Genomic DNA, 16,941 nt, shown 5'->3' on the forward strand with positions numbered 1-16,941 from the left:
CCCTCGCATCCCGCGACGGACCCGCGATGACCAGAGGAGCCCCAAATGCCCGATCCAAATGCCGGCCTGCCGCCGCGCTATCTCAGAACCCCTGAAGCCGCCCGTTTTCTCGGTCTGTCCGGCCGCACGCTGGAGAAACACCGCACCTACGGGACCGGCCCGCGCTACTCGAAGATCGGCGGTCGCGTCGTTTACGCGGTCGAAGATCTGCAAGCCTGGGTCAGCCGCGGCGAGAAAAACTCGACCTCCGACGACACCGGCGACACCGTCCTCCCTGCGAAACGCCATGCCGCGATCTCGCCAGCCTATAGCGGCGAGAAGCGCTCGTGAGCGCGCGCACGACCATCGAACTCACGTGGGTCGAAGACCGCATCGAACGCTGGCTGCGCTTCGGTCGGATCGTTCAGGAGACGATCAGAAGCCGGTCGGTCCGCGTGGTCGGTATCGATCCCGGCGGCATCTTCGCCTTCGTCCGCTGGGCTGCGAACGACTACGGCACGGTCGAGAGCCGGATCGATATCCTGCAAGCCGCCTGTCCCGGCGAGCGCTATTCGACGGTGCCGTTTGTCACGCCTGGCGGGGTGTCTCTGTTGCGGCTGTCCGGCTGGCCCAAGGTCGAAGCGGTACTTCTCTCGATCGATCAGATCGAGGCGGAGAAGATCGCGCCGGAAGACGTCTGTCCGGACCATTGGCGGCACGTCCATAACCGCCTCAGCTGCAATCTCGAGCCGCGCCGCTACACGTCGTTTCGGCATGGCGCCTGGCTAAAGAGACAGGCGCTGGCGGCATGAAACGCGCGCGCCCCTCGCTTCTTATCGGCGGCGCCGGTATCGCGTTGATCGCGCTTTCCGCGATCATTCGCGCCAACCCGATCCTCGTGTGGAACGCGTCGGCCAGCGTGCCCATTGGCTTCTACGCCGTGCAGCAGCTCGACACGCCGAATGTCGGCGATCTCGTCGTGCTCGAACCGCCATCACCGCTCGGCGACTGGCTCCTGGAGCAAGGCTATCTCGGCGCCGATGTGCCGCTCATCAAGCATGTCGCCGCGCTTCCCGGACAGCGCGTCTGCCGCACCGGCGTAACGATCAGCATCGATGGCGTTGCAGTCGCGACCGCCAAGACACACGACCGTTTCGACCGCCCACTACCCATCTGGCAGGGCTGCCAGCAGCTCACCGACGATCAGCTTTTCTTCCTCAATCCCGACACCGAAGGGAGCCTCGACGGCCGGTATTTCGGGCCGCTTCCGAACAACACGATCATCGGCCGCGCAGTGCCGATCTGGACACGGGAGGGCTGACCGTATGGCTTTCCTCCTTCCTTCCGGCCATCGCCTTGTTGCCGCTTCTGCGATCCTGATCGCGCTTTCCGGCTGCGCCAACCCGCATGCCGCAGACGCACAGGATACGGCTTCCCGTTCCGATCAGGCGGCCGCGCCAACCTCCGATATCGACGGGCACATCGCAGAAGCCGCGCAACGCTTCCGTATCCCCGAGCGATGGATACGCGCTGTCATGCGCGCCGAAAGTGCGGGCAACGCGCGCGCCGTCAGTAGCGCCGGTGCGATGGGTCTGATGCAGATCATGCCCGGGACCTGGGCCGAGCTTCGCGCAGCCCATGGCTTCGGCTCGGACCCATTCGACCGCCGCGAAAACATCCTCGCGGGCGCTGCCTATCTTCGCCAAATGTACGACCGGTTCGGCGTGCCGGGGTTTTTGGCTGCCTATAATGCTGGCCCTGGACGGTATGCCGAGCACCTGCGGACCGGGCGCGTGTTGCCGCGTGAAACGCGCCGCTACGTTGTAGCGCTTTCGCAGGAGCTTGGCTTTTCGGATGCAGCGCCGTTGCAGCCGGTACGCACCGTTTCTGCCGACCGATGGCAAGCGGCCCCGCTCTTTGCGCCTGTTTCCGCATTGCGTGAACCGCAGCGAAATGCAGATCCAAACCGCACATCCGTCGATGTTAAGATCGCGGAACGACCGACCGGGCCGGGTTCGCAGAACCACCAACCGAACCCGCTCTTCGTCTCCAGAACCGGGGAGCCAGAGCGATGATCGCACCGATCTGGCTCCGCCCCGTTCTGTCGTGCTGCTTCGTATGGAATGCGGCAGACGGGGGATTGCAGCCAAACTCAACGACGGGAGGGCAAGATAAAAGGCCGGACGCGCGGAGGCGCTACGGCGTTGTTGTTGTTGGATTTTTTGCGTGCTGCACACTTGAGCACAGTGCTGCGCCCACAGCTATCGCTCTGATTCTAATCAGCTTTCACCGTGCCATGCCTGACTTTTGGGAGGCACGAACATGAGCCAGCGCGATAACGACATTCGCATCAAGCCGGGGCGTATCCGCGACAAAGGCCCGTCAGCCAAACGCGCCAAGAGCTTCATCGGGCAGGTCATGCGCGCCGCGAAGAAAGCGGGGCATACCGGCAATCATTTCAGGACGAGCGGCAGTCGCGCTGGTCGTTCGACGTTTGGACGAGGACGCTTCGTGCGAGTCTCAAGTGGCCTCGCGCGAACCCAGCGTCGGGTTGTCGTGAATGCGCGGATCGTTAGACATCGCGGCCAGAAGTTTCGCTCGGCGCCGCTTGCCAAGCACCTCGACTATCTGAAGCGCGAGGGCGTCACCAAGGATGGCCGAAATGCGGTGATGTTCGACAAAGAACATGAGCAGGCCGACGACCGCGTTTTTGCCGCCAGCACCGAGGACGATCGGCATCATTTTCGCTTCATCGTCTCGCCGGAAGACGCCGGACAGATGGAGGATCTGCGCGCCTTCACTCGTGACCTCATGGCCCAGGCCGAGCGCGATCTCGGCACCGAACTCGATTGGGTCGCCGTCGATCACTGGAACACCGACAATCCGCATGTCCATGTGCTGGTCCACGGCAAGGCCGATGACGGCAAAGACCTGGTTATCTCCCGGGACTACATCAGCCGCGGTCTGCGGGGCCGGGCCGAAGAGCTTGTGGAGCTGGAGCTCGGTCCCCGCAGTGAGAAGGAGATCGCGGCCGGGCTCGATGCCGAAGTGAAAGCCGAGCGCTGGACCGGTCTGGACCGAGTGCTGCGGTCTTACGCCGATGACACCCTCGGCGTCGCTGACTTGCGGCCCGGCGCACCCGATCTCGACGACAAAGACCTCAAGCGCCGAATGATCGGACGGGCACAGACGTTGGAACGGTTCGGCCTCGCCGAAAAACTCGCGCCCTCGGTCTGGCAGCTCAGGCCAGGCATGGAAGACACGCTGCGCGAAATTACCGTGCGCGGCGACATCATCAAAACGATGCACCGGGCGATGGCTGGTCAGACGCGGTCGCCATCCGAATTCGCTATCGAAGGTCAACCGGACAATCCGATCCTCGGCAAGCTGGTCGATCGCGGCCTGCACAACGAACTCTCCGGCGAGGCCTACGCGATCATCGACGGGGTCGATGGGCGTCTCCATCATCTGCGCTTCCGCGATCTCGATCTCACCGGCGACACGCCTATCGGCGGGATCGTCGAGACGCGGACTTGGGCCGGGAAAGATAGTGGGGCGCGACGCCTCGCCTTAGTCGGGCGGTCGGACATCGCGCTCGACAATCAAGTCGATGCCGACGGCGCGACCTGGGTCGATCGGCTGGCGCTCGCCAAGACCCGTGCGCCGCTCGCGCAGAGCGGGTTCGGAGCCGAGGTCCACGACGCTCTGGAAAACCGAGCCGAGCATTTGGTCGGTCAAGGTCTGGCGACGCGCCAAGGTCAGCGCGTCACCTTCGCGCGCGATCTTCTAAAAACGCTGCGCCAGCGCGATCTCGATAAGGCGGCAAGAAAAGTCGCCGACGACACCGGCCTAGCATTTCGAAAGTCCAGTGACGGCGAGACCGTTGCTGGCACGTATCGCCAGCGCCTCGACCTCGCCTCCGGTCGCTTCGCCATGATCGATGACGGGATGGGCTTCGAACTCGTCCCCTGGAAGCCCCAGCTCGAAATGCATCTTGGCCAGACCGTCTCGGGAACGATCACGGCAAGTGGCGGCATCGACTGGTCGCTCGGCCGCAAGCGCGGCCTGTCGATCTGACCCGGAGAGCCCTATGACCTCGAAGAAACACGCATCGCCGGCCACCGCAATCCTCTGGGGTCAGATCTTCATCGTGTCGACCGTCGCTCTGCTCTTCGTCTGGGCCGCGACGCAATGGGTCGCCTTCCGGCTCGGGTTTCAGTCCGAATTGGGCGAGCCGATGACGACGATCCTCGGCCTGCCCATCTACGCGCCGTGGAATGTCTTCGTCTGGTGGTATTGGTACGACGCCTATGCGCCGCGCGTCTTCATGGAAGGCGCGATCGTCGCCGGTGCGGGTGGTATCGCTTCTGTCTGCGTCGCGATTTTTCTTTCCGTCCTGCGCGCCCGCGAAGCGAGCAACGTGACCACTTACGGCTCCGCCCGCTGGGGCACCGAGAAAGATATGCGCGAGGCCGGATTATTCGTCGACGACGGCGTGGTGCTCGGACGCTACCAGTCTCGCTATCTCCGCCATGACGGACCCGAGCATGTGCTCTGTTTTGCGCCGACAAGATCCGGCAAGGGTGTCGGGCTGGTCGTGCCCTCACTTCTAACCTGGCCGGGCTCGGCGATCGTCCACGACATCAAGGGCGAGAACTGGCAGCTCACGGCCAGTCACCGGTCGCGATTCAGCCGGGTGTTGCTCTTCGATCCGACCGATCCGACCTCGGCTGCCTACAACCCGCTGCTCGAAGTGCGGCGCGGCGACAGCGAAGTGCGCGACGTCCAGAACGTCGCGGATATCCTGGTCGATCCCGAAGGGCTGCTCGAACGGCGGAACCATTGGGAGAAAACCAGCCACTCGCTTCTGGTCGGTGCGATCCTGCATGTTCTCTATGCCGAAGCCGACAAGACTCTGGCGGGCGTCGCGGCCTTTCTCTCCGATCCGAAGCGTCCGATCGAGTCAACGCTCGCGGCGATGATGCGGACGCCACATCTCGGCGACCACCCGCATCCGGCCGTCGCACAAGCCGCGCGGGAACTCCTGAACAAATCCGAAAATGAACGGTCGGGCGTGCTCTCGACGGCGATGAGTTTCCTCGGGCTCTATCGCGATCCGGTCGTCGCGAAGGTCACGCGTCGTTGCGATTGGCGAATCGACGATCTCGTGACCGGCGACAGGCCGGTGACGCTCTACCTCGTCGTGCCGCCCTCAGATATTTCGCGCACCAAGCCGCTGATCCGTCTCGTGCTCAACCAGATCGGCCGCAGGCTGACCGAAGACCTGCACGCGAAGCGCAGCCATCGCATGCTGCTCATGCTCGATGAGTTCCCAGCCCTCGGGCGGCTCGACTTCTTCGAAAGCCAACTCGCGTTCATGGCGGGCTATGGGATCAAGGCGTTCCTGATCGCGCAGTCGCTCAATCAGATCGAGAAGGCCTACGGGCAGAACAACGCGATTCTCGACAACTGCCATGTGCGCGTCGCCTTCGCGACCAATGACGAGCGGACGGCAAAACGGGTGTCCGATGCCCTCGGCACGGCGACGGAGATGCGCGCAATGAAGAACTATGCCGGCCACCGGCTGTCTCCATGGCTTGGGCATTTGATGGTCTCGCGACAGGAGACGGCACGGCCGCTGCTCACCCCCGGCGAGATGATGCAGCTCCCGCCGACCGACGAGATCGTCCTCGTCTCCGGTGCGCCGCCGGTGCGGGCGGAGAAGGCGCGCTATTATGCTGACCCGCAGTTCAAGGCACGGATTGGCCCTCCGCCGGATCGCAATGCGCAAGCTAAGGGAGTCCGCACTTCGGCAGACGATTGGAGCGACCGCGAACCGATTGTCGCGCCGCCACCGAAGAAACGGAAGGGATCGAGCGAGGATGTCGATGGCGGCATCCGTCGGCAGCCCGACCTTCCGGAACATGAAGACATCGCCCCAGAACCGACCCCAGCCCGCAGCGAATTCGCCGATCTCGACGACGAACCGGAGGACGATGCGCAGAGGGCCAAGGCCATGCGCGACCGGTTCGGAACGGTCGCGCGGCAGGCCTCGCTCGATCCCGATGACGGGATCGAGCTGTGAGGTGCCCGGAATGAGGAAGGCCAGATGAAGAAGGAGCGCCTCAACGTGTATTTCGACCCGTCGCTGTCTGGAGAATTGGAGGCGCTCGCGGCGCGACGGAAGGTCTCCAAATCACAGGTCGTAGAGGCAGCGCTCGCGGCGTTTCTATCTCCCGATGGAGCGGATCAGCGCGAGGCGGCAATTGTGCGTCGATTGGATCGCTTGACCCGGGCCGTCGAGCGCCTTGAGAGGGATCAGTCAATCGGCAACGAAGCCGTGGCACTCTTCGTGAAATTCTGGCTCACCACCACGCCGCCGCTGCCGGACGAAATGCGCGAGGCCGCGCAGGTTTCAGGTAAGGAGCGATATGGCGGGTTCCTAGAGACGCTTGGGCGTCGGTTGGCGAAGGGGCGCACGCTGACGAAAGAGGTCTCGGAGGACAGATCCTGAATCGGCAAAATGTGACCCTTCTTTCAGATCAGTGCTCACTGCTGTCCGAGAGCAGCATCGCCTTGGTGAAGTCGATGAAGACCCGCAGTTTCAGCATGACCTGCGAGCGACTGGCAAAATAGACATGAAATCCCGGGATCTTGGGCAGGTGATCGTTCAGGACGTGGACAAGCTCGCCTTCTTCGACATCGGCCCGCACCATGGGCTCGATCTCATAGGCAAGTCCGAGGCCAGACCGGGCCGCGTGCAGCTTGGCGTTCGGGTCATTGACGATGACGTCACCGCGCACCGGGACATGGCGGTCTTCGCCGTTTTCCACGAACCGCCAATGATAAAGCGTCTTGCGCGTCGGTCGCCGGAAATTGATGCAGCGGTGATTTGCGAGATCGTCAGGTGTCTCGGGCGTACCATGCTTTTCGAGATAGGCGGGAGACGCGACGACGGCCATGCGCGAGGACGGCGTGATCGCCGTCGACACCATGTCGGTTTCGACCATCTGCCCGAGCCGGATGCCTGCGTCGAAGCCGTCTCCGACGATATCAGCAAGCCCGTCGTCGAGGAAGAGTTCGACCTGGACGTCGGGAAAGGCGTCGTGGAATGGCGTGAGCACCCGCTCGAAAATCACCGGCAGGGCGAGCCGGGGCGCATTGATCCGCAAGAGCCCCGAGGGCCGTTCGCCAAAGTCTCGGACGCTGTCAAGCGCATCGGAGATCTCAGTCATTGCGGGGCCGCATCGAGCGGCCAGCACTTGGCCGGCCTGGGTCATACCGACGCTTCGGGTCGAGCGCGTGAGCAGCGGAACGCCCAAACGCTCTTCGAGCGCCTTGACGGACTGGCTCACGGCAGACGGCGTCACGTTCAATCGCCGGGCGGCGGCGCGGAAGGTCCCTTCTTCCACGACTGCAAGGAAGGGTAGAAGCCCGTCGGTATCGGTCCGCTTCATTGTTAAGCCCTGCTAATTGGGTCATCCAAGATATAGCGGATTATCTTATCAGTTGGCAGATGTCATCTTTTCTCTCGAAGACGCGGAATGATCTGCGTCGCAAAAGCAAAGGAGAAAACCGATGACCAACGAAACCAACAATGACCGCCGCGACTTCCTGCGCCTCGGCGCTGCCAGCGGGGCCGCCATCGCCGGAAGCGCACTGGCCGCGGCGACCGGTGCTAACGCGCAGACCAGTGGCCAGACAGGTCAGCTCGAGGGCAAGGTGGCCTTGGTGACGGGCGCCGCCCGCGGCATCGGTCGTGCGGTTGCTGAAGCATATGCCCGCGCAGGCGCTTCGGTCGTCATGCTCGACATCGCCGACCCCAATGCCGTCCCGGCCGTCGACGGCTTTCGCATCGCCAATGCCGAGGAGTTCGAAGCGGCCTATCAGAGCGTGCGGGCGATCAATCCCGATACGCTGAAGATCGTCGCCGACGTCCGCAGCGAAGGCGATATGGCCGGCGCCGTCGCCCGCACGGTCGAACGCTTCGGCGGGCTCGATATCATGGTCGCCAATGCCGGCTATGTGCGCTGGCATGGCTTTGCCGACGGCACCGAGCTCGATTGGAAGAGCGTCTATGACGTGAACGTCCACGGCGTCTTTAACTCGTTCAAGGCAGCCATCCCGGCATTGCGCGAACGCGGCGGTGGATCGCTGATCTCGCTCTCCTCCATCGCGGGCCGACAGGGCGTGCGCGGCAACGGGGCTTACAACTCATCCAAATGGGCCGTCATCGGACTGACCAAGCAAGCCGCATTGGAACTCGGCCCGGACAACATCCGCGCCAATGTCATTGCTCCGGGTCCGGTCGACACGCCGATGTACCGTTCCGATGGGCAGAAGCGGTCGATGGGCATCGACGTCGCATCCATGACGGCGGCGGAATCGAGCGCCCGTCAGGACGAGATGCTGAACCCGGCACTGCCGCTCGGCGAAAAGCCAGCGAGCGAGCCCCGCGAGATCGCCGATGGTGCTGTCTACCTCGCCTCGGATGCGGCGACGTCCGTCTCCGGTCTCGTTCTCGACGTCGCGCTTGGCTACAACGCCAGTTATACGGCATAGACCCTCGACGCTCAGCGAGTGAGGGCGCAAAGCACTCAATCGCAGGCACATCGAACTGCCAGAAGGAGCCACAAAACCTGTCGGCTCCTTCTTTGCATCTCGATAGCGTGAACAACTTGGCGGGCTGCGATCCACCACGCAGCCTGCCTTTCCACGCTAGCCCACTACGACACACCAAAACTTGTTGCCGATGATCGATTAACGGTCTTCTTGATCGACCCCGTAACCAGATGCGGGGCCGCCAATGACCGTCCACAAACTCAAATCAGCAGCGATCGAGCGCGGTTCCCGCATGCTCCGCACGGCGCTTGGGGCCGATATCGCGGCCTGGCTCGACGAGGACGCCGTAGTCGAAGTGATGCTCAATCCATGCGGACGCCTCTGGGTCGACCGGCTCGGCGAGGGTCTCTGCGATACGGGCGCCACGCTTACTGCCGACGATGGCGAGCGGATCGTCCGTCTCATTGCCCATCACGTCGGCGCGGAAGTCCATGCCGAAGCCCCGCGCGTCTCTGCCGAGTTGCCCGGCACCGGCGAACGCTTCGAAGGATTGCTCCCTCCGGTCGTCGCCGCGCCCACGTTCGCGATCCGCAAGCCCGCCGTCGCCGTCTTCACGCTCGACGATTATGTCCGCGCCGGGATCATGGACGCCGCCGCAGCCGGTGCATTGCGCGAAGCCGTCGCATCCCGTGCCAATATCCTCGTCGCAGGCGGCACATCCACGGGCAAGACCACGCTCACCAATGCGCTGCTGGCCGAAGTGGCCAAGACTTCCGACCGCGTCGTCCTGATCGAAGATACACGCGAGCTGCAATGCACGACGCCCAACCTCGTGGCGATCCGCACCAAGGACGGCGTTGCGACGCTCTCCGACCTTGTCCGCTCATCGCTTCGCCTGCGCCCGGATCGTATCCCCATCGGTGAGGTGCGCGGGTCTGAAGCCCTCGATCTGCTCAAAGCCTGGGGCACCGGCCATCCGGGCGGGATCGGCACCATCCACGCGGGCTCGGCCATCGGCGCGCTGCGCCGCCTCGAACAGCTCATCCAGGAAGCCGTTGTCACCGTCCCGCGCGCCCTGATCGCGGAGACCATCGACGTGCTCGCCGTCCTTCAAGGGCGCGGCAGCGATCGCCGTCTCGCGGACCTCGCCCGCGTCACCGGCCTCACGGGCGACGGCGATTACGCGCTCCATTCCCTTCTCACCAAACCGAAAGGAACCGCCCCATGACCCGAACTCTCCAACTCTATCCTCGCGCGCCGCTTTACGCGTTCGCCATCGCGATCGGATTTCTGCTCGCCGCCGGACAGGCCGAGGCCGCGGGGTCGGGCATGCCCTGGGAAGCGCCGCTCCAAGCGATCCTGGAGTCGATCGAAGGCCCTGTCGCCAAGATCGTCGCCGTAATGATCATCATCATAACCGGCCTGACGCTTGCGTTCGGCGACACCTCGGGCGGCGCGCGGCGGCTCGTACAGATCGTCTTCGGCCTCTCTATCGCGTTCGCCGCATCCAGCTTCTTCCTGTCTTTCTTCTCCTTCGGTGGCGGCGTCCTTGTATGAGCGATCCCACCGACATCCCCGGTTTCACCGCGCCGGTTCATCGCGCACTGACCGAACCGATCCTGCTCGGCGGCGCACCGCGAACCATCGCGATCGCCAACGGCACCATAGCGGCCGCCGTGGGTCTGGGCCTCCGGCTCTGGCTGGTCGGGCTCGCTCTCTGGGCCATCGGTCACATGCTGGCGGTCTACGCCGCCAAGCGCGACGCGCAGATCGCCGACGTGGCGCGCCGCCACCTCCGTTACCCAACGTGGATGGGGGTGTGAGGAGATGATGCGTCTCGCCGAATACCGTTCCAAAGCTGCGTTGCTCGCCGACTTCCTGCCTTGGGCGGCACTCATCGGCGAAGGCGTGATCCTGAACAAGGACGGCAGCATCCAGCGAACAGCTCGGTTCCGCGGTCCCGATCTCGACTCCGCGACGCCCGCCGAACTGGTCGCCACAGCCGCGCGTCTGAACAGTGCCTTGCGGCGTTTGGGGTCGGGCTGGGCGATGTTCGTCGAAGCGCAGCGCATCCCGGCGCGCGATTATCCGCTGTCGGAATTTCCTGATCCAGTATCCGCATTGGTGGATGCGGAGAGGCGCGCACAATTCGAAGAAGCGTCATCTCATTATGAGAGCCACTACTTCCTGACGCTGACCTGGATGCCGCCCGCTGACGATACGAGCCGGGCGAGCGGGTGGCTGTTCGAAGACGCGCCGAGCAAGGGCGCCAATCCGAAACAACACCTCGCGGCGTTCCAGTCGCGCGCGGACCGGCTGCTAGACCTGTTCGAGGGCTTCATGCCCGAAGCTGTCTGGCTCGATGACGCGGAGACGCTGTCTTATCTCCATTCGACGATCTCGACACGGGCACAATCCGTCCGCGTTCCCGAGACTCCGATGCATCTCGACGCCTATCTGGCGGACGAGCCGCTGGTCGCCGGGCTCGCGCCAAAGCTCGGCACGGCGCATCTGCGCACGCTGTCCATCGTCGGGTTTCCGACATCGACTTGGCCCGGACTTCTCGACGAGCTCAACGCGCAGGCTTTCGAATATCGCTGGGCGACGCGCGCCATCTGCCTCGACAAGATTGACGCTACGAAACTCTTCACCCGCATCCGCCGCCAGTGGTTCGCCAAGCGCAAATCGGTCGCGGCGATCCTGAAGGAGGTGATGACCAACGAAGCTTCGACACTTCTGGATTCCGACGCCGACAACAAGGCGCTCGATGCCGACGAAGCCTTGCAGGAACTCGGAAGCGACATCGTCGGAGCTGCCTATGTCACGGCGACAATCACCGTCTGGGACGCGGATGAGCGCGCGGCGGACGCCAAGATCAAGCTCGCCGAAAAGGTCGTCCAGGGCCGCGACTTCACCTGCATCCCCGAAACGCTGAACGCGATCGAAGCCTGGCTCGGATCGCTGCCCGGGCACCTCTACGCGAATGTCCGACAACCGCCAATCTCGACGCTCAATCTCGCGCATATGATCCCGATCTCGGCGGTCTGGGCTGGACCCGCACGCAACGAGCATCTCGAAGGACCGCCGCTGTTCTACGCCGAAACACAAGGCGCGACGCCGTTTCGCTTCTCTACCCATGTCGGCGATGTCGGCCACACGCTCGTGGTCGGCCCGACCGGTGCGGGCAAGTCGGTGTTGCTGGCGCTGATGGCGCTGCAGTTCCGGCGCTATTCAGACGCGCAGATCTTCGCTTTCGATTTCGGGGGGTCGATCCGCTGCGCGACCCTGGCTTGCGGCGGAGATTGGGAAGATCTCGGCCTCGCGCTGTCCGACGAAGACGACGCGGTCCAGCTACAACCGCTCGCCCGGATCGACGATGCCGCGGAACGCAGCTGGGCGCAGGACTGGCTCGCCGGGCTGCTCGCCCGCGAAGGCGTCACCATCGACCCCATAGCGCGCGATCATCTTTGGTCTGCGCTCACCTCGCTCGCGTCAGCCCCGATCGAAGAACGCACACTGACGGGCCTCGCGGTCCTCTTGCAATCGAACGACCTGAAGCGCGCACTCGCGCCGTTCTGCCTCGGCGGTCCGTTCGGGCGCTTACTCGATGCGGAATGCGAACATCTTGGCCCGGCCGACTTTCAGGCCTTCGAGACGGAAGGGCTGATCGGCTCCGCCGCAGCTCCCGCCGTCCTCGCCTATCTCTTCCACCGGATCGAAGCGCGGCTCGACGGACGGCCGAGCCTCATCATCGTCGACGAGGGCTGGCTCGCGCTCGACGACGCCACCTTCGGCTCGCAACTGCGCGAATGGTTGAAGACGCTCCGCAAGAAGAACGCCTCCGTCATCTTCGCCACCCAATCGCTCGCCGACATCGACGGGTCCGACATCGCACCCGCCATCGTCGAGAGCTGCCCGACCCGCATCTTCCTGCCCAACGAGCGCGCTTTCGAGCCACAGATCGCGGCGACCTATCGCAGTTTCGGCCTGAACGACCGGCAGATCGAGATCATCGCGAGGGCCACGCCCAAGCGCGACTATTACTGCCAGTCGCGCCGCGGCAACCGGCTCTTCGCCCTCGGTCTCGGCGAAGTGGCACTCGCTTTCACCGCGGCGTCGTCGAAGTCCGATCACGCAGCCATCGACGCGATCCTCGAAGAACACGGGCGGGACGGCTTCGCCGCCGCCTGGCTCGCCTGCCGCGGCCTCGATTGGGCGACCGAACTGCTCGGTCCCTCCGATGCCGTGATCGAGGCCACCCCATCCGCAACCCCTGAAGCAAACGACGACAAGGAGAAGACTGATGTTAAAGACCAGGACACGTAATCTCGCAGGCCGCGCCGCCGCGGCCCTGTTGCTATCGAGCGCGATTGTGCTGACGCCCGCCACGGCACCGCCCGCCCACGCGTTCTTCGGCGGTGGCTTCGGCGGGATCGTCTACGACCCGACCAACCACGCCGAGAACCTGCTGACCGCCGCCCGCACGCTGGAGCAGATCAACAACCAGATCGCCCAGATCCAAAACGAGACGCAGATGCTGGTCAATCAGGCCCGCAATCTCGCGAGCCTGCCGTACTCTTCGCTTTCTCGGTTGCAATCCTCGGTCCAGCAAATACAGCAGCTCTTGAATCAGGCACAGCGCATCGCCCATGACGTGGCGACAATCGACGAAGCCTTCACGCAGGATTACGGAGCGGCCGCCGCGCGCGGAGATTTCGACGAGATGATCGCGGGCGCGCAGGACCGCTGGCGCACCTCGGTCGCCGGGTTCGAGGACGCGCTCAAGGTTCAGGCGGGTGTTGTCGGCAATATCGAGACGGCCCGCGCGGAGATGCAGGCGCTTGTCGGTCGCAGCCAGGCCGCCACTGGTGCGCTTCAAGCGACCCAGGCCGGCAACCAACTCCTCGCGCTGCAGAGTCAGCAGATCTCCGATCTGACCGCCGCGATCGCCGCACAGAACCGCGCGCAATCGCTCGAAGCGGCGCGTGTTGCCACGGCCGAGGCACAGGCACGCGAGAACCTCACCCTCTTCCTCGACTACGGTTCCGGCTACGAGCCGACCACCGTCCGGATGTTCCGGTAGGCCGCGATGAAGCTGACCGCCGAGACCACGCTGAAAGCCATCGCCATCGCCTTGGGCGCCATTGCCGCGCTCATGGCGGCGATGGAACTCCAGCGCGCCCTTGAAGAGGAGCGTGCGACCGAGCCGGAGACGGTGGTCTCGGACGATCCGCTGCGCGAGACCCTCCAGCGGTGCCGCACGCTCACCCCGGAAGCGCTCGAAGCCGACACCGAGTGTCAGGCCGCCTGGGAGGAGAACCGTCGCCGGTTCTTCGGCACCTCCACCAACGATCCTGAGACGGAGTAGGGCATGGACGGCGTCGGCGTCATCGATCGGTTCCTGGAGGTCTTCACAACCTATATCGACAGCGGGTTCGGCCTGCTCGGTGGCGACGTTGCCTTTCTCGCCACGACGCTCATCGTCATCGACGTCACGCTCGCCGCGCTCTTCTGGGCCTGGGGTGCTGACGACGACATCATCGGGCGGCTCGTCAAGAAGACACTCTTCGTCGGTATCTTCGCCTACATCATCAGCAACTGGAACACGCTCGCGCGGATCGTCTTCGAGAGCTTCGCGGGGCTGGGCCTCGTCGCCACAGGCGGCGCGATAGGCGCGGGCGAGCTCCTGCAGCCTGGACGCATCGCAGCCGTCGGGCTCGAAGCCGGGCAGCCCATTCTCGAATCCATTGCCGACCTGATGGGCTTCGTTTCCTTCTTCGAGAACTTCATCCAGATCTCGATCCTGCTCTTCGCTTGGATCGTCGTCCTGCTCTCCTTCTTCATCCTCGCGATCCAGCTCTTCGTCACCCTGATCGAGTTCAAGCTGGCGACGCTCGCGGGCTTCGTCCTCGTGCCCTTCGGCCTCTTCAACAGAACCGCCTTCATGGCCGAACGCGTGCTCGGTCTCGTGATTTCCTCGGGCGTCAAGGTACTGGTGCTCGCGGTCATCGTCGGGATCGGCTCGACCATCTTCGGCGAGTTCACCGCAGGCTTCACGGGCGAACCGACTATCAATGACGCGATGGCCGTCGTTCTCGCGGCGCTGTCGCTCCTCGCGCTTGGTATCTTTGGCCCCGGCATTGCGAACGGGATCGTCTCAGGCGGACCGCAACTTGGTGCTGGCGCTGCCGTCGGAGCCGGTCTCGCAGCGGGCGGCGTTGTCGCCGGAGGCGTTGCAGGTGCGAAAATAGCTGGGGCCGCCGGTGGCGCAGCTTTGCGCGGCGGGTCTGCCGTCGCAGGCGGCGCCTCGACCGCCTTCAAGATCGGCGCGGCCTCGGGCACATCCACCGCCGGGAAGGCCGCGAGCGGCATGGCTGCGGTCGGTCAGGCCGGAGTCAATATGGCCGTCAGCCCCCTCAAGCGCGCCGTCGGTGACAGCTACCGCTCCGGTTCACGCGCCGCTTTCGAAGCCACCGGCGGCAAGTTCAGCAATTCCCCGGCTTCCATGCCCACGCCCGCGAATGACGGTCCGCCCGCCTGGGCGCGCCGGATGAAGCGCCAGCAGAGCCTGCAACACGGCACCGCCGTTGCCGCCCACGCCATCCGCTCCGGCGATGGCGGCGGCGCTGGTACGGCCATCAGCCTTTCGGAGAGATCATGAGATTCAAGCGACCCAGCGTGCGATACGCAAAGACCCCAGACCCCGTGACCCCCTACCAGAAGGCTGCCCAGGTTTGGGATGAACGCATGGGTTCGGCCCGCGTCCAGGCCCGCAACTGGCGGCTCATGGCCATTGGTTGTCTCGCCACGACAGCGACATTCGGCCTCGCACTGGTTTGGCAATCCACCCAGGGCACAATCGTCCCTTATGTGGTCGAGGTCGATCGCTTGGGAGCCGCCCAGGCCGTCGCCCCCGCCACCGCCAACTACCGTCCCACCGATCCGCAGATCGCGTTCCACCTCGCGCGTTTCATCGAGAATGTCCGCCAGATTCCCGCCGATCCGATCGTGCTCCGCCAGAACTGGCTACGCGCCTACGACTTCACCACCGACCGAGGCTCCGTCGCGCTCAACGACTTCGCCCGCGAGAACGACCCCTTCGCCAACGTCGGCGAGCTCCAGGTCACCGCCGAAATCTCCAGCGTCATCCGCGCTTCCGATTCCAGCTTCCGCGTCGCCTGGATCGAACGCCGATACGTGAACGGCCAGCTCTCCGGCACCGAACGCTGGACCGGCATCCTCAGCGTCGTCGTCCAACCGCCCCGCGACGCTGACCGCCTCCGCAAGAACCCCCTCGGCGTCTTCGTCCACGCCATCAACTGGTCACGGGAGAACGCCCAATGAGTGATTACATCACACGCAAAATCTGCATGTCCGCCAAACCTGCCATCGCAACCCTTCTCGCCGGCTCGATGCTAGCCGGGTGCGCTACATTCAAACCACCAGAGATCGCATATGACGATCCGGTCGCAGCAACGCTGGTCGCGGAACCGGCGCGCCCCGTTCGGATCGTGGAGACGCCGGAGCCCTTGCCTTTGCCGGGCCAGCTCATGCGGGTCGATGCGGACGATCGTCCGGCAGAAGCGTCCGAGCCGACCGAGCGTGTGACCAACGCCAACGCGGCTGCCCGGATCGAGCCGGTGCGCGACGGCTTTATCAACGCCGTGCAGCTCTATCCCTACAGCTCCGGCGCGCTCTATCAGGTTTACACGTCGCCCGGGCAGGTAACCGACATCGCCCTGCAAGCAGGTGAGAGCCTAGTCGGTTCGGGGCCGATCGCAGCGGGTGATACCGCACGCTGGATCATCGGCGACACCGAGAGCGGCTCCGGCGACAGCCGCCGCATCCATGTGCTCGTTAAACCGATCCGACCCGATCTCGTCACTAATCTCGTCATCAACACCGACCGGCGGACCTACCACCTCGAACTGCGTGCGACGCCGCAGGCCTATATGGCGTCGGTCTCATGGCAATATCCCGAAGACGATCTGATCGCGCTGCGCCGCCAAAACGACCGCACCGAGGCGAGCCTCCCTATCGGACGCAATGTCGATCTCGACGACCTGAACTTCCGCTATCGCATCACCGGCGACCGCGCGCCCTGGCGGCCGCGAAGCGCCTTCGATGACGGGCGGCAGGTTTTCATCGAATTCCCGCGCGGGATCGGCCAGGGCGAGATGCCGCCGCTCTTCGTGATCGGGCCGGAAGGCGACGGTCAGCTCGTAAACTACCGTATCCGTCGCAACTACATGATCGTCGATCGCCTCTTCGCCGCCGCCGAGCTTCGGCTTGGGGATCGTCAGCGGGTCGTCCGGATCGTGCGCACCGATGGGGTCCGGCGTTCAGCGCGGCGGGAGGAACGCGTGGTCTCTGCGTGGCGTCCCGATGAGGACCGCTGAG

The 16,941-nt window shown here is 64.4% G+C and carries 18 protein-coding genes; 17 read left to right on the forward strand and 1 reads right to left on the reverse strand.

The window, feature by feature from the left end:
• Window positions 1–45 precede the first annotated feature (45 nt).
• The 7 genes from AC2FJ6_RS00910 (at window position 46) to AC2FJ6_RS00940 (ending at window position 6,493) form a co-directional block, all read left to right on the forward strand.
• Window positions 46–330 (forward strand): helix-turn-helix transcriptional regulator, encoded by a 285-nt coding sequence (locus tag AC2FJ6_RS00910; RefSeq protein ID WP_496668154.1) that lies wholly within the window; start codon window positions 46–48, stop codon window positions 328–330.
• On the forward strand, window positions 327–791 hold the full coding sequence (locus tag AC2FJ6_RS00915) for a DUF2840 domain-containing protein (RefSeq protein WP_496668156.1): 465 nt from the start codon (window positions 327–329) through the stop codon (window positions 789–791). Before AC2FJ6_RS00910 ends, AC2FJ6_RS00915 begins: the two co-directional genes overlap by 4 nt.
• Complete coding sequence (locus AC2FJ6_RS00920) at window positions 788–1,300, forward strand: S26 family signal peptidase (RefSeq protein WP_496668158.1); 513 nt, start codon at window positions 788–790, stop codon at window positions 1,298–1,300. Before AC2FJ6_RS00915 ends, AC2FJ6_RS00920 begins: the two co-directional genes overlap by 4 nt.
• A gap of 4 nt (window positions 1,301–1,304) precedes the next feature.
• On the forward strand, window positions 1,305–2,054 hold the full coding sequence (locus tag AC2FJ6_RS00925; protein ID WP_496668160.1) for a lytic transglycosylase domain-containing protein: 750 nt from the start codon (window positions 1,305–1,307) through the stop codon (window positions 2,052–2,054).
• Between the two features lie 247 nt (window positions 2,055–2,301).
• On the forward strand, window positions 2,302–4,056 hold the full coding sequence (locus AC2FJ6_RS00930; protein WP_496668162.1) for a relaxase/mobilization nuclease domain-containing protein: 1,755 nt from the start codon (window positions 2,302–2,304) through the stop codon (window positions 4,054–4,056).
• Between the two features lie 13 nt (window positions 4,057–4,069).
• The gene (locus AC2FJ6_RS00935) at window positions 4,070–6,064 is read left to right on the forward strand and encodes a conjugal transfer protein TraG (protein WP_496668164.1); all 1,995 of its coding nucleotides are present in this window, start codon (window positions 4,070–4,072) and stop codon (window positions 6,062–6,064) included.
• A gap of 24 nt (window positions 6,065–6,088) precedes the next feature.
• Window positions 6,089–6,493, forward strand: a complete 405-nt coding sequence (locus AC2FJ6_RS00940; protein ID WP_496668167.1) for a ribbon-helix-helix domain-containing protein — start codon at window positions 6,089–6,091, stop codon at window positions 6,491–6,493.
• A gap of 28 nt (window positions 6,494–6,521) precedes the next feature.
• On the opposite strand, the gene AC2FJ6_RS00945 is transcribed toward AC2FJ6_RS00940, so the two are convergent.
• Window positions 6,522–7,436 (reverse strand): LysR family transcriptional regulator, encoded by a 915-nt coding sequence (locus AC2FJ6_RS00945; RefSeq protein WP_496668169.1) that lies wholly within the window; start codon window positions 7,434–7,436, stop codon window positions 6,522–6,524.
• Between the two features lie 121 nt (window positions 7,437–7,557).
• Here AC2FJ6_RS00945 and AC2FJ6_RS00950 point away from each other — a divergent pair, with 121 nt between their 5' ends.
• The 10 genes from AC2FJ6_RS00950 (at window position 7,558) to trbG (ending at window position 16,940) form a co-directional block, all read left to right on the forward strand.
• Window positions 7,558–8,541: an SDR family oxidoreductase gene (locus AC2FJ6_RS00950; protein WP_496668171.1), complete on the forward strand. Its 984-nt coding sequence runs from the start codon at window positions 7,558–7,560 to the stop codon at window positions 8,539–8,541.
• A 292-nt stretch (window positions 8,542–8,833) separates the two neighbouring features.
• Window positions 8,834–9,769 carry a P-type conjugative transfer ATPase TrbB gene (gene trbB / locus AC2FJ6_RS00955; protein WP_496668585.1) on the forward strand — a complete coding sequence of 312 codons (936 nt, stop codon included), beginning with the start codon at window positions 8,834–8,836 and terminating at the stop codon, window positions 9,767–9,769.
• Window positions 9,766–10,098 carry a TrbC/VirB2 family type IV secretion system protein gene (locus tag AC2FJ6_RS00960; RefSeq protein WP_496668173.1) on the forward strand — a complete coding sequence of 111 codons (333 nt, stop codon included), beginning with the start codon at window positions 9,766–9,768 and terminating at the stop codon, window positions 10,096–10,098. The genes trbB and AC2FJ6_RS00960 overlap by 4 nt, the downstream gene beginning before the upstream one ends.
• Complete coding sequence (locus tag AC2FJ6_RS00965) at window positions 10,095–10,364, forward strand: VirB3 family type IV secretion system protein (protein WP_081533694.1); 270 nt, start codon at window positions 10,095–10,097, stop codon at window positions 10,362–10,364. Before AC2FJ6_RS00960 ends, AC2FJ6_RS00965 begins: the two co-directional genes overlap by 4 nt.
• Before the next feature lie 4 nt (window positions 10,365–10,368).
• Window positions 10,369–12,867 (forward strand): conjugal transfer protein TrbE, encoded by a 2,499-nt coding sequence (trbE, locus tag AC2FJ6_RS00970; protein WP_496668175.1) that lies wholly within the window; start codon window positions 10,369–10,371, stop codon window positions 12,865–12,867.
• Window positions 12,845–13,624 (forward strand): P-type conjugative transfer protein TrbJ, encoded by a 780-nt coding sequence (trbJ, locus tag AC2FJ6_RS00975; RefSeq protein ID WP_496668177.1) that lies wholly within the window; start codon window positions 12,845–12,847, stop codon window positions 13,622–13,624. The genes trbE and trbJ overlap by 23 nt, the downstream gene beginning before the upstream one ends.
• A 6-nt stretch (window positions 13,625–13,630) precedes the next feature.
• Window positions 13,631–13,909: a putative entry exclusion protein TrbK-alt gene (gene trbK-alt / locus AC2FJ6_RS00980; protein ID WP_496668179.1), complete on the forward strand. Its 279-nt coding sequence runs from the start codon at window positions 13,631–13,633 to the stop codon at window positions 13,907–13,909.
• Window positions 13,910–13,912: 3 nt separating this feature from the next.
• Complete coding sequence (trbL, locus tag AC2FJ6_RS00985; RefSeq protein WP_496668181.1) at window positions 13,913–15,202, forward strand: P-type conjugative transfer protein TrbL; 1,290 nt, start codon at window positions 13,913–13,915, stop codon at window positions 15,200–15,202.
• On the forward strand, window positions 15,196–15,885 hold the full coding sequence (gene trbF / locus AC2FJ6_RS00990; RefSeq protein ID WP_496668587.1) for a conjugal transfer protein TrbF: 690 nt from the start codon (window positions 15,196–15,198) through the stop codon (window positions 15,883–15,885). The genes trbL and trbF overlap by 7 nt, the downstream gene beginning before the upstream one ends.
• Window positions 15,882–16,940 carry a P-type conjugative transfer protein TrbG gene (gene trbG, locus AC2FJ6_RS00995; RefSeq protein WP_496668183.1) on the forward strand — a complete coding sequence of 353 codons (1,059 nt, stop codon included), beginning with the start codon at window positions 15,882–15,884 and terminating at the stop codon, window positions 16,938–16,940. Before trbF ends, trbG begins: the two co-directional genes overlap by 4 nt.
• The last annotated feature ends 1 nt before the right edge of the window (window position 16,941 follow it).

The organism is Ruegeria sp. CDSA089 (assembly GCF_059612205.1).

Excerpts from the sequence above, each read along its gene's own strand:
- AC2FJ6_RS00910 (WP_496668154.1), top strand. The coding sequence starts at position 46 with ATGCCCGATCCAAATGCCGGCCTGCCGCCGCGCTATCTCAGAACCCCT.
- AC2FJ6_RS00920 (WP_496668158.1), top strand. The coding sequence starts at position 788 with ATGAAACGCGCGCGCCCCTCGCTTCTTATCGGCGGCGCCGGTATCGCG.
- AC2FJ6_RS00925 (WP_496668160.1), top strand. The coding sequence starts at position 1,305 with ATGGCTTTCCTCCTTCCTTCCGGCCATCGCCTTGTTGCCGCTTCTGCG.
- AC2FJ6_RS00930 (WP_496668162.1), top strand. The coding sequence starts at position 2,302 with ATGAGCCAGCGCGATAACGACATTCGCATCAAGCCGGGGCGTATCCGC.
- AC2FJ6_RS00935 (WP_496668164.1), top strand. The coding sequence starts at position 4,070 with ATGACCTCGAAGAAACACGCATCGCCGGCCACCGCAATCCTCTGGGGT.
- AC2FJ6_RS00940 (WP_496668167.1), top strand. The coding sequence starts at position 6,089 with ATGAAGAAGGAGCGCCTCAACGTGTATTTCGACCCGTCGCTGTCTGGA.
- AC2FJ6_RS00945 (WP_496668169.1), bottom strand. The coding sequence starts at position 7,436 with ATGAAGCGGACCGATACCGACGGGCTTCTACCCTTCCTTGCAGTCGTG.
- AC2FJ6_RS00950 (WP_496668171.1), top strand. The coding sequence starts at position 7,558 with ATGACCAACGAAACCAACAATGACCGCCGCGACTTCCTGCGCCTCGGC.
- trbB (WP_496668585.1), top strand. The coding sequence starts at position 8,834 with ATGCTCCGCACGGCGCTTGGGGCCGATATCGCGGCCTGGCTCGACGAG.
- AC2FJ6_RS00960 (WP_496668173.1), top strand. The coding sequence starts at position 9,766 with ATGACCCGAACTCTCCAACTCTATCCTCGCGCGCCGCTTTACGCGTTC.
- AC2FJ6_RS00965 (WP_081533694.1), top strand. The coding sequence starts at position 10,095 with ATGAGCGATCCCACCGACATCCCCGGTTTCACCGCGCCGGTTCATCGC.
- trbE (WP_496668175.1), top strand. The coding sequence starts at position 10,369 with ATGATGCGTCTCGCCGAATACCGTTCCAAAGCTGCGTTGCTCGCCGAC.
- trbJ (WP_496668177.1), top strand. The coding sequence starts at position 12,845 with ATGTTAAAGACCAGGACACGTAATCTCGCAGGCCGCGCCGCCGCGGCC.
- trbK-alt (WP_496668179.1), top strand. The coding sequence starts at position 13,631 with ATGAAGCTGACCGCCGAGACCACGCTGAAAGCCATCGCCATCGCCTTG.
- trbL (WP_496668181.1), top strand. The coding sequence starts at position 13,913 with ATGGACGGCGTCGGCGTCATCGATCGGTTCCTGGAGGTCTTCACAACC.
- trbG (WP_496668183.1), top strand. The coding sequence starts at position 15,882 with ATGAGTGATTACATCACACGCAAAATCTGCATGTCCGCCAAACCTGCC.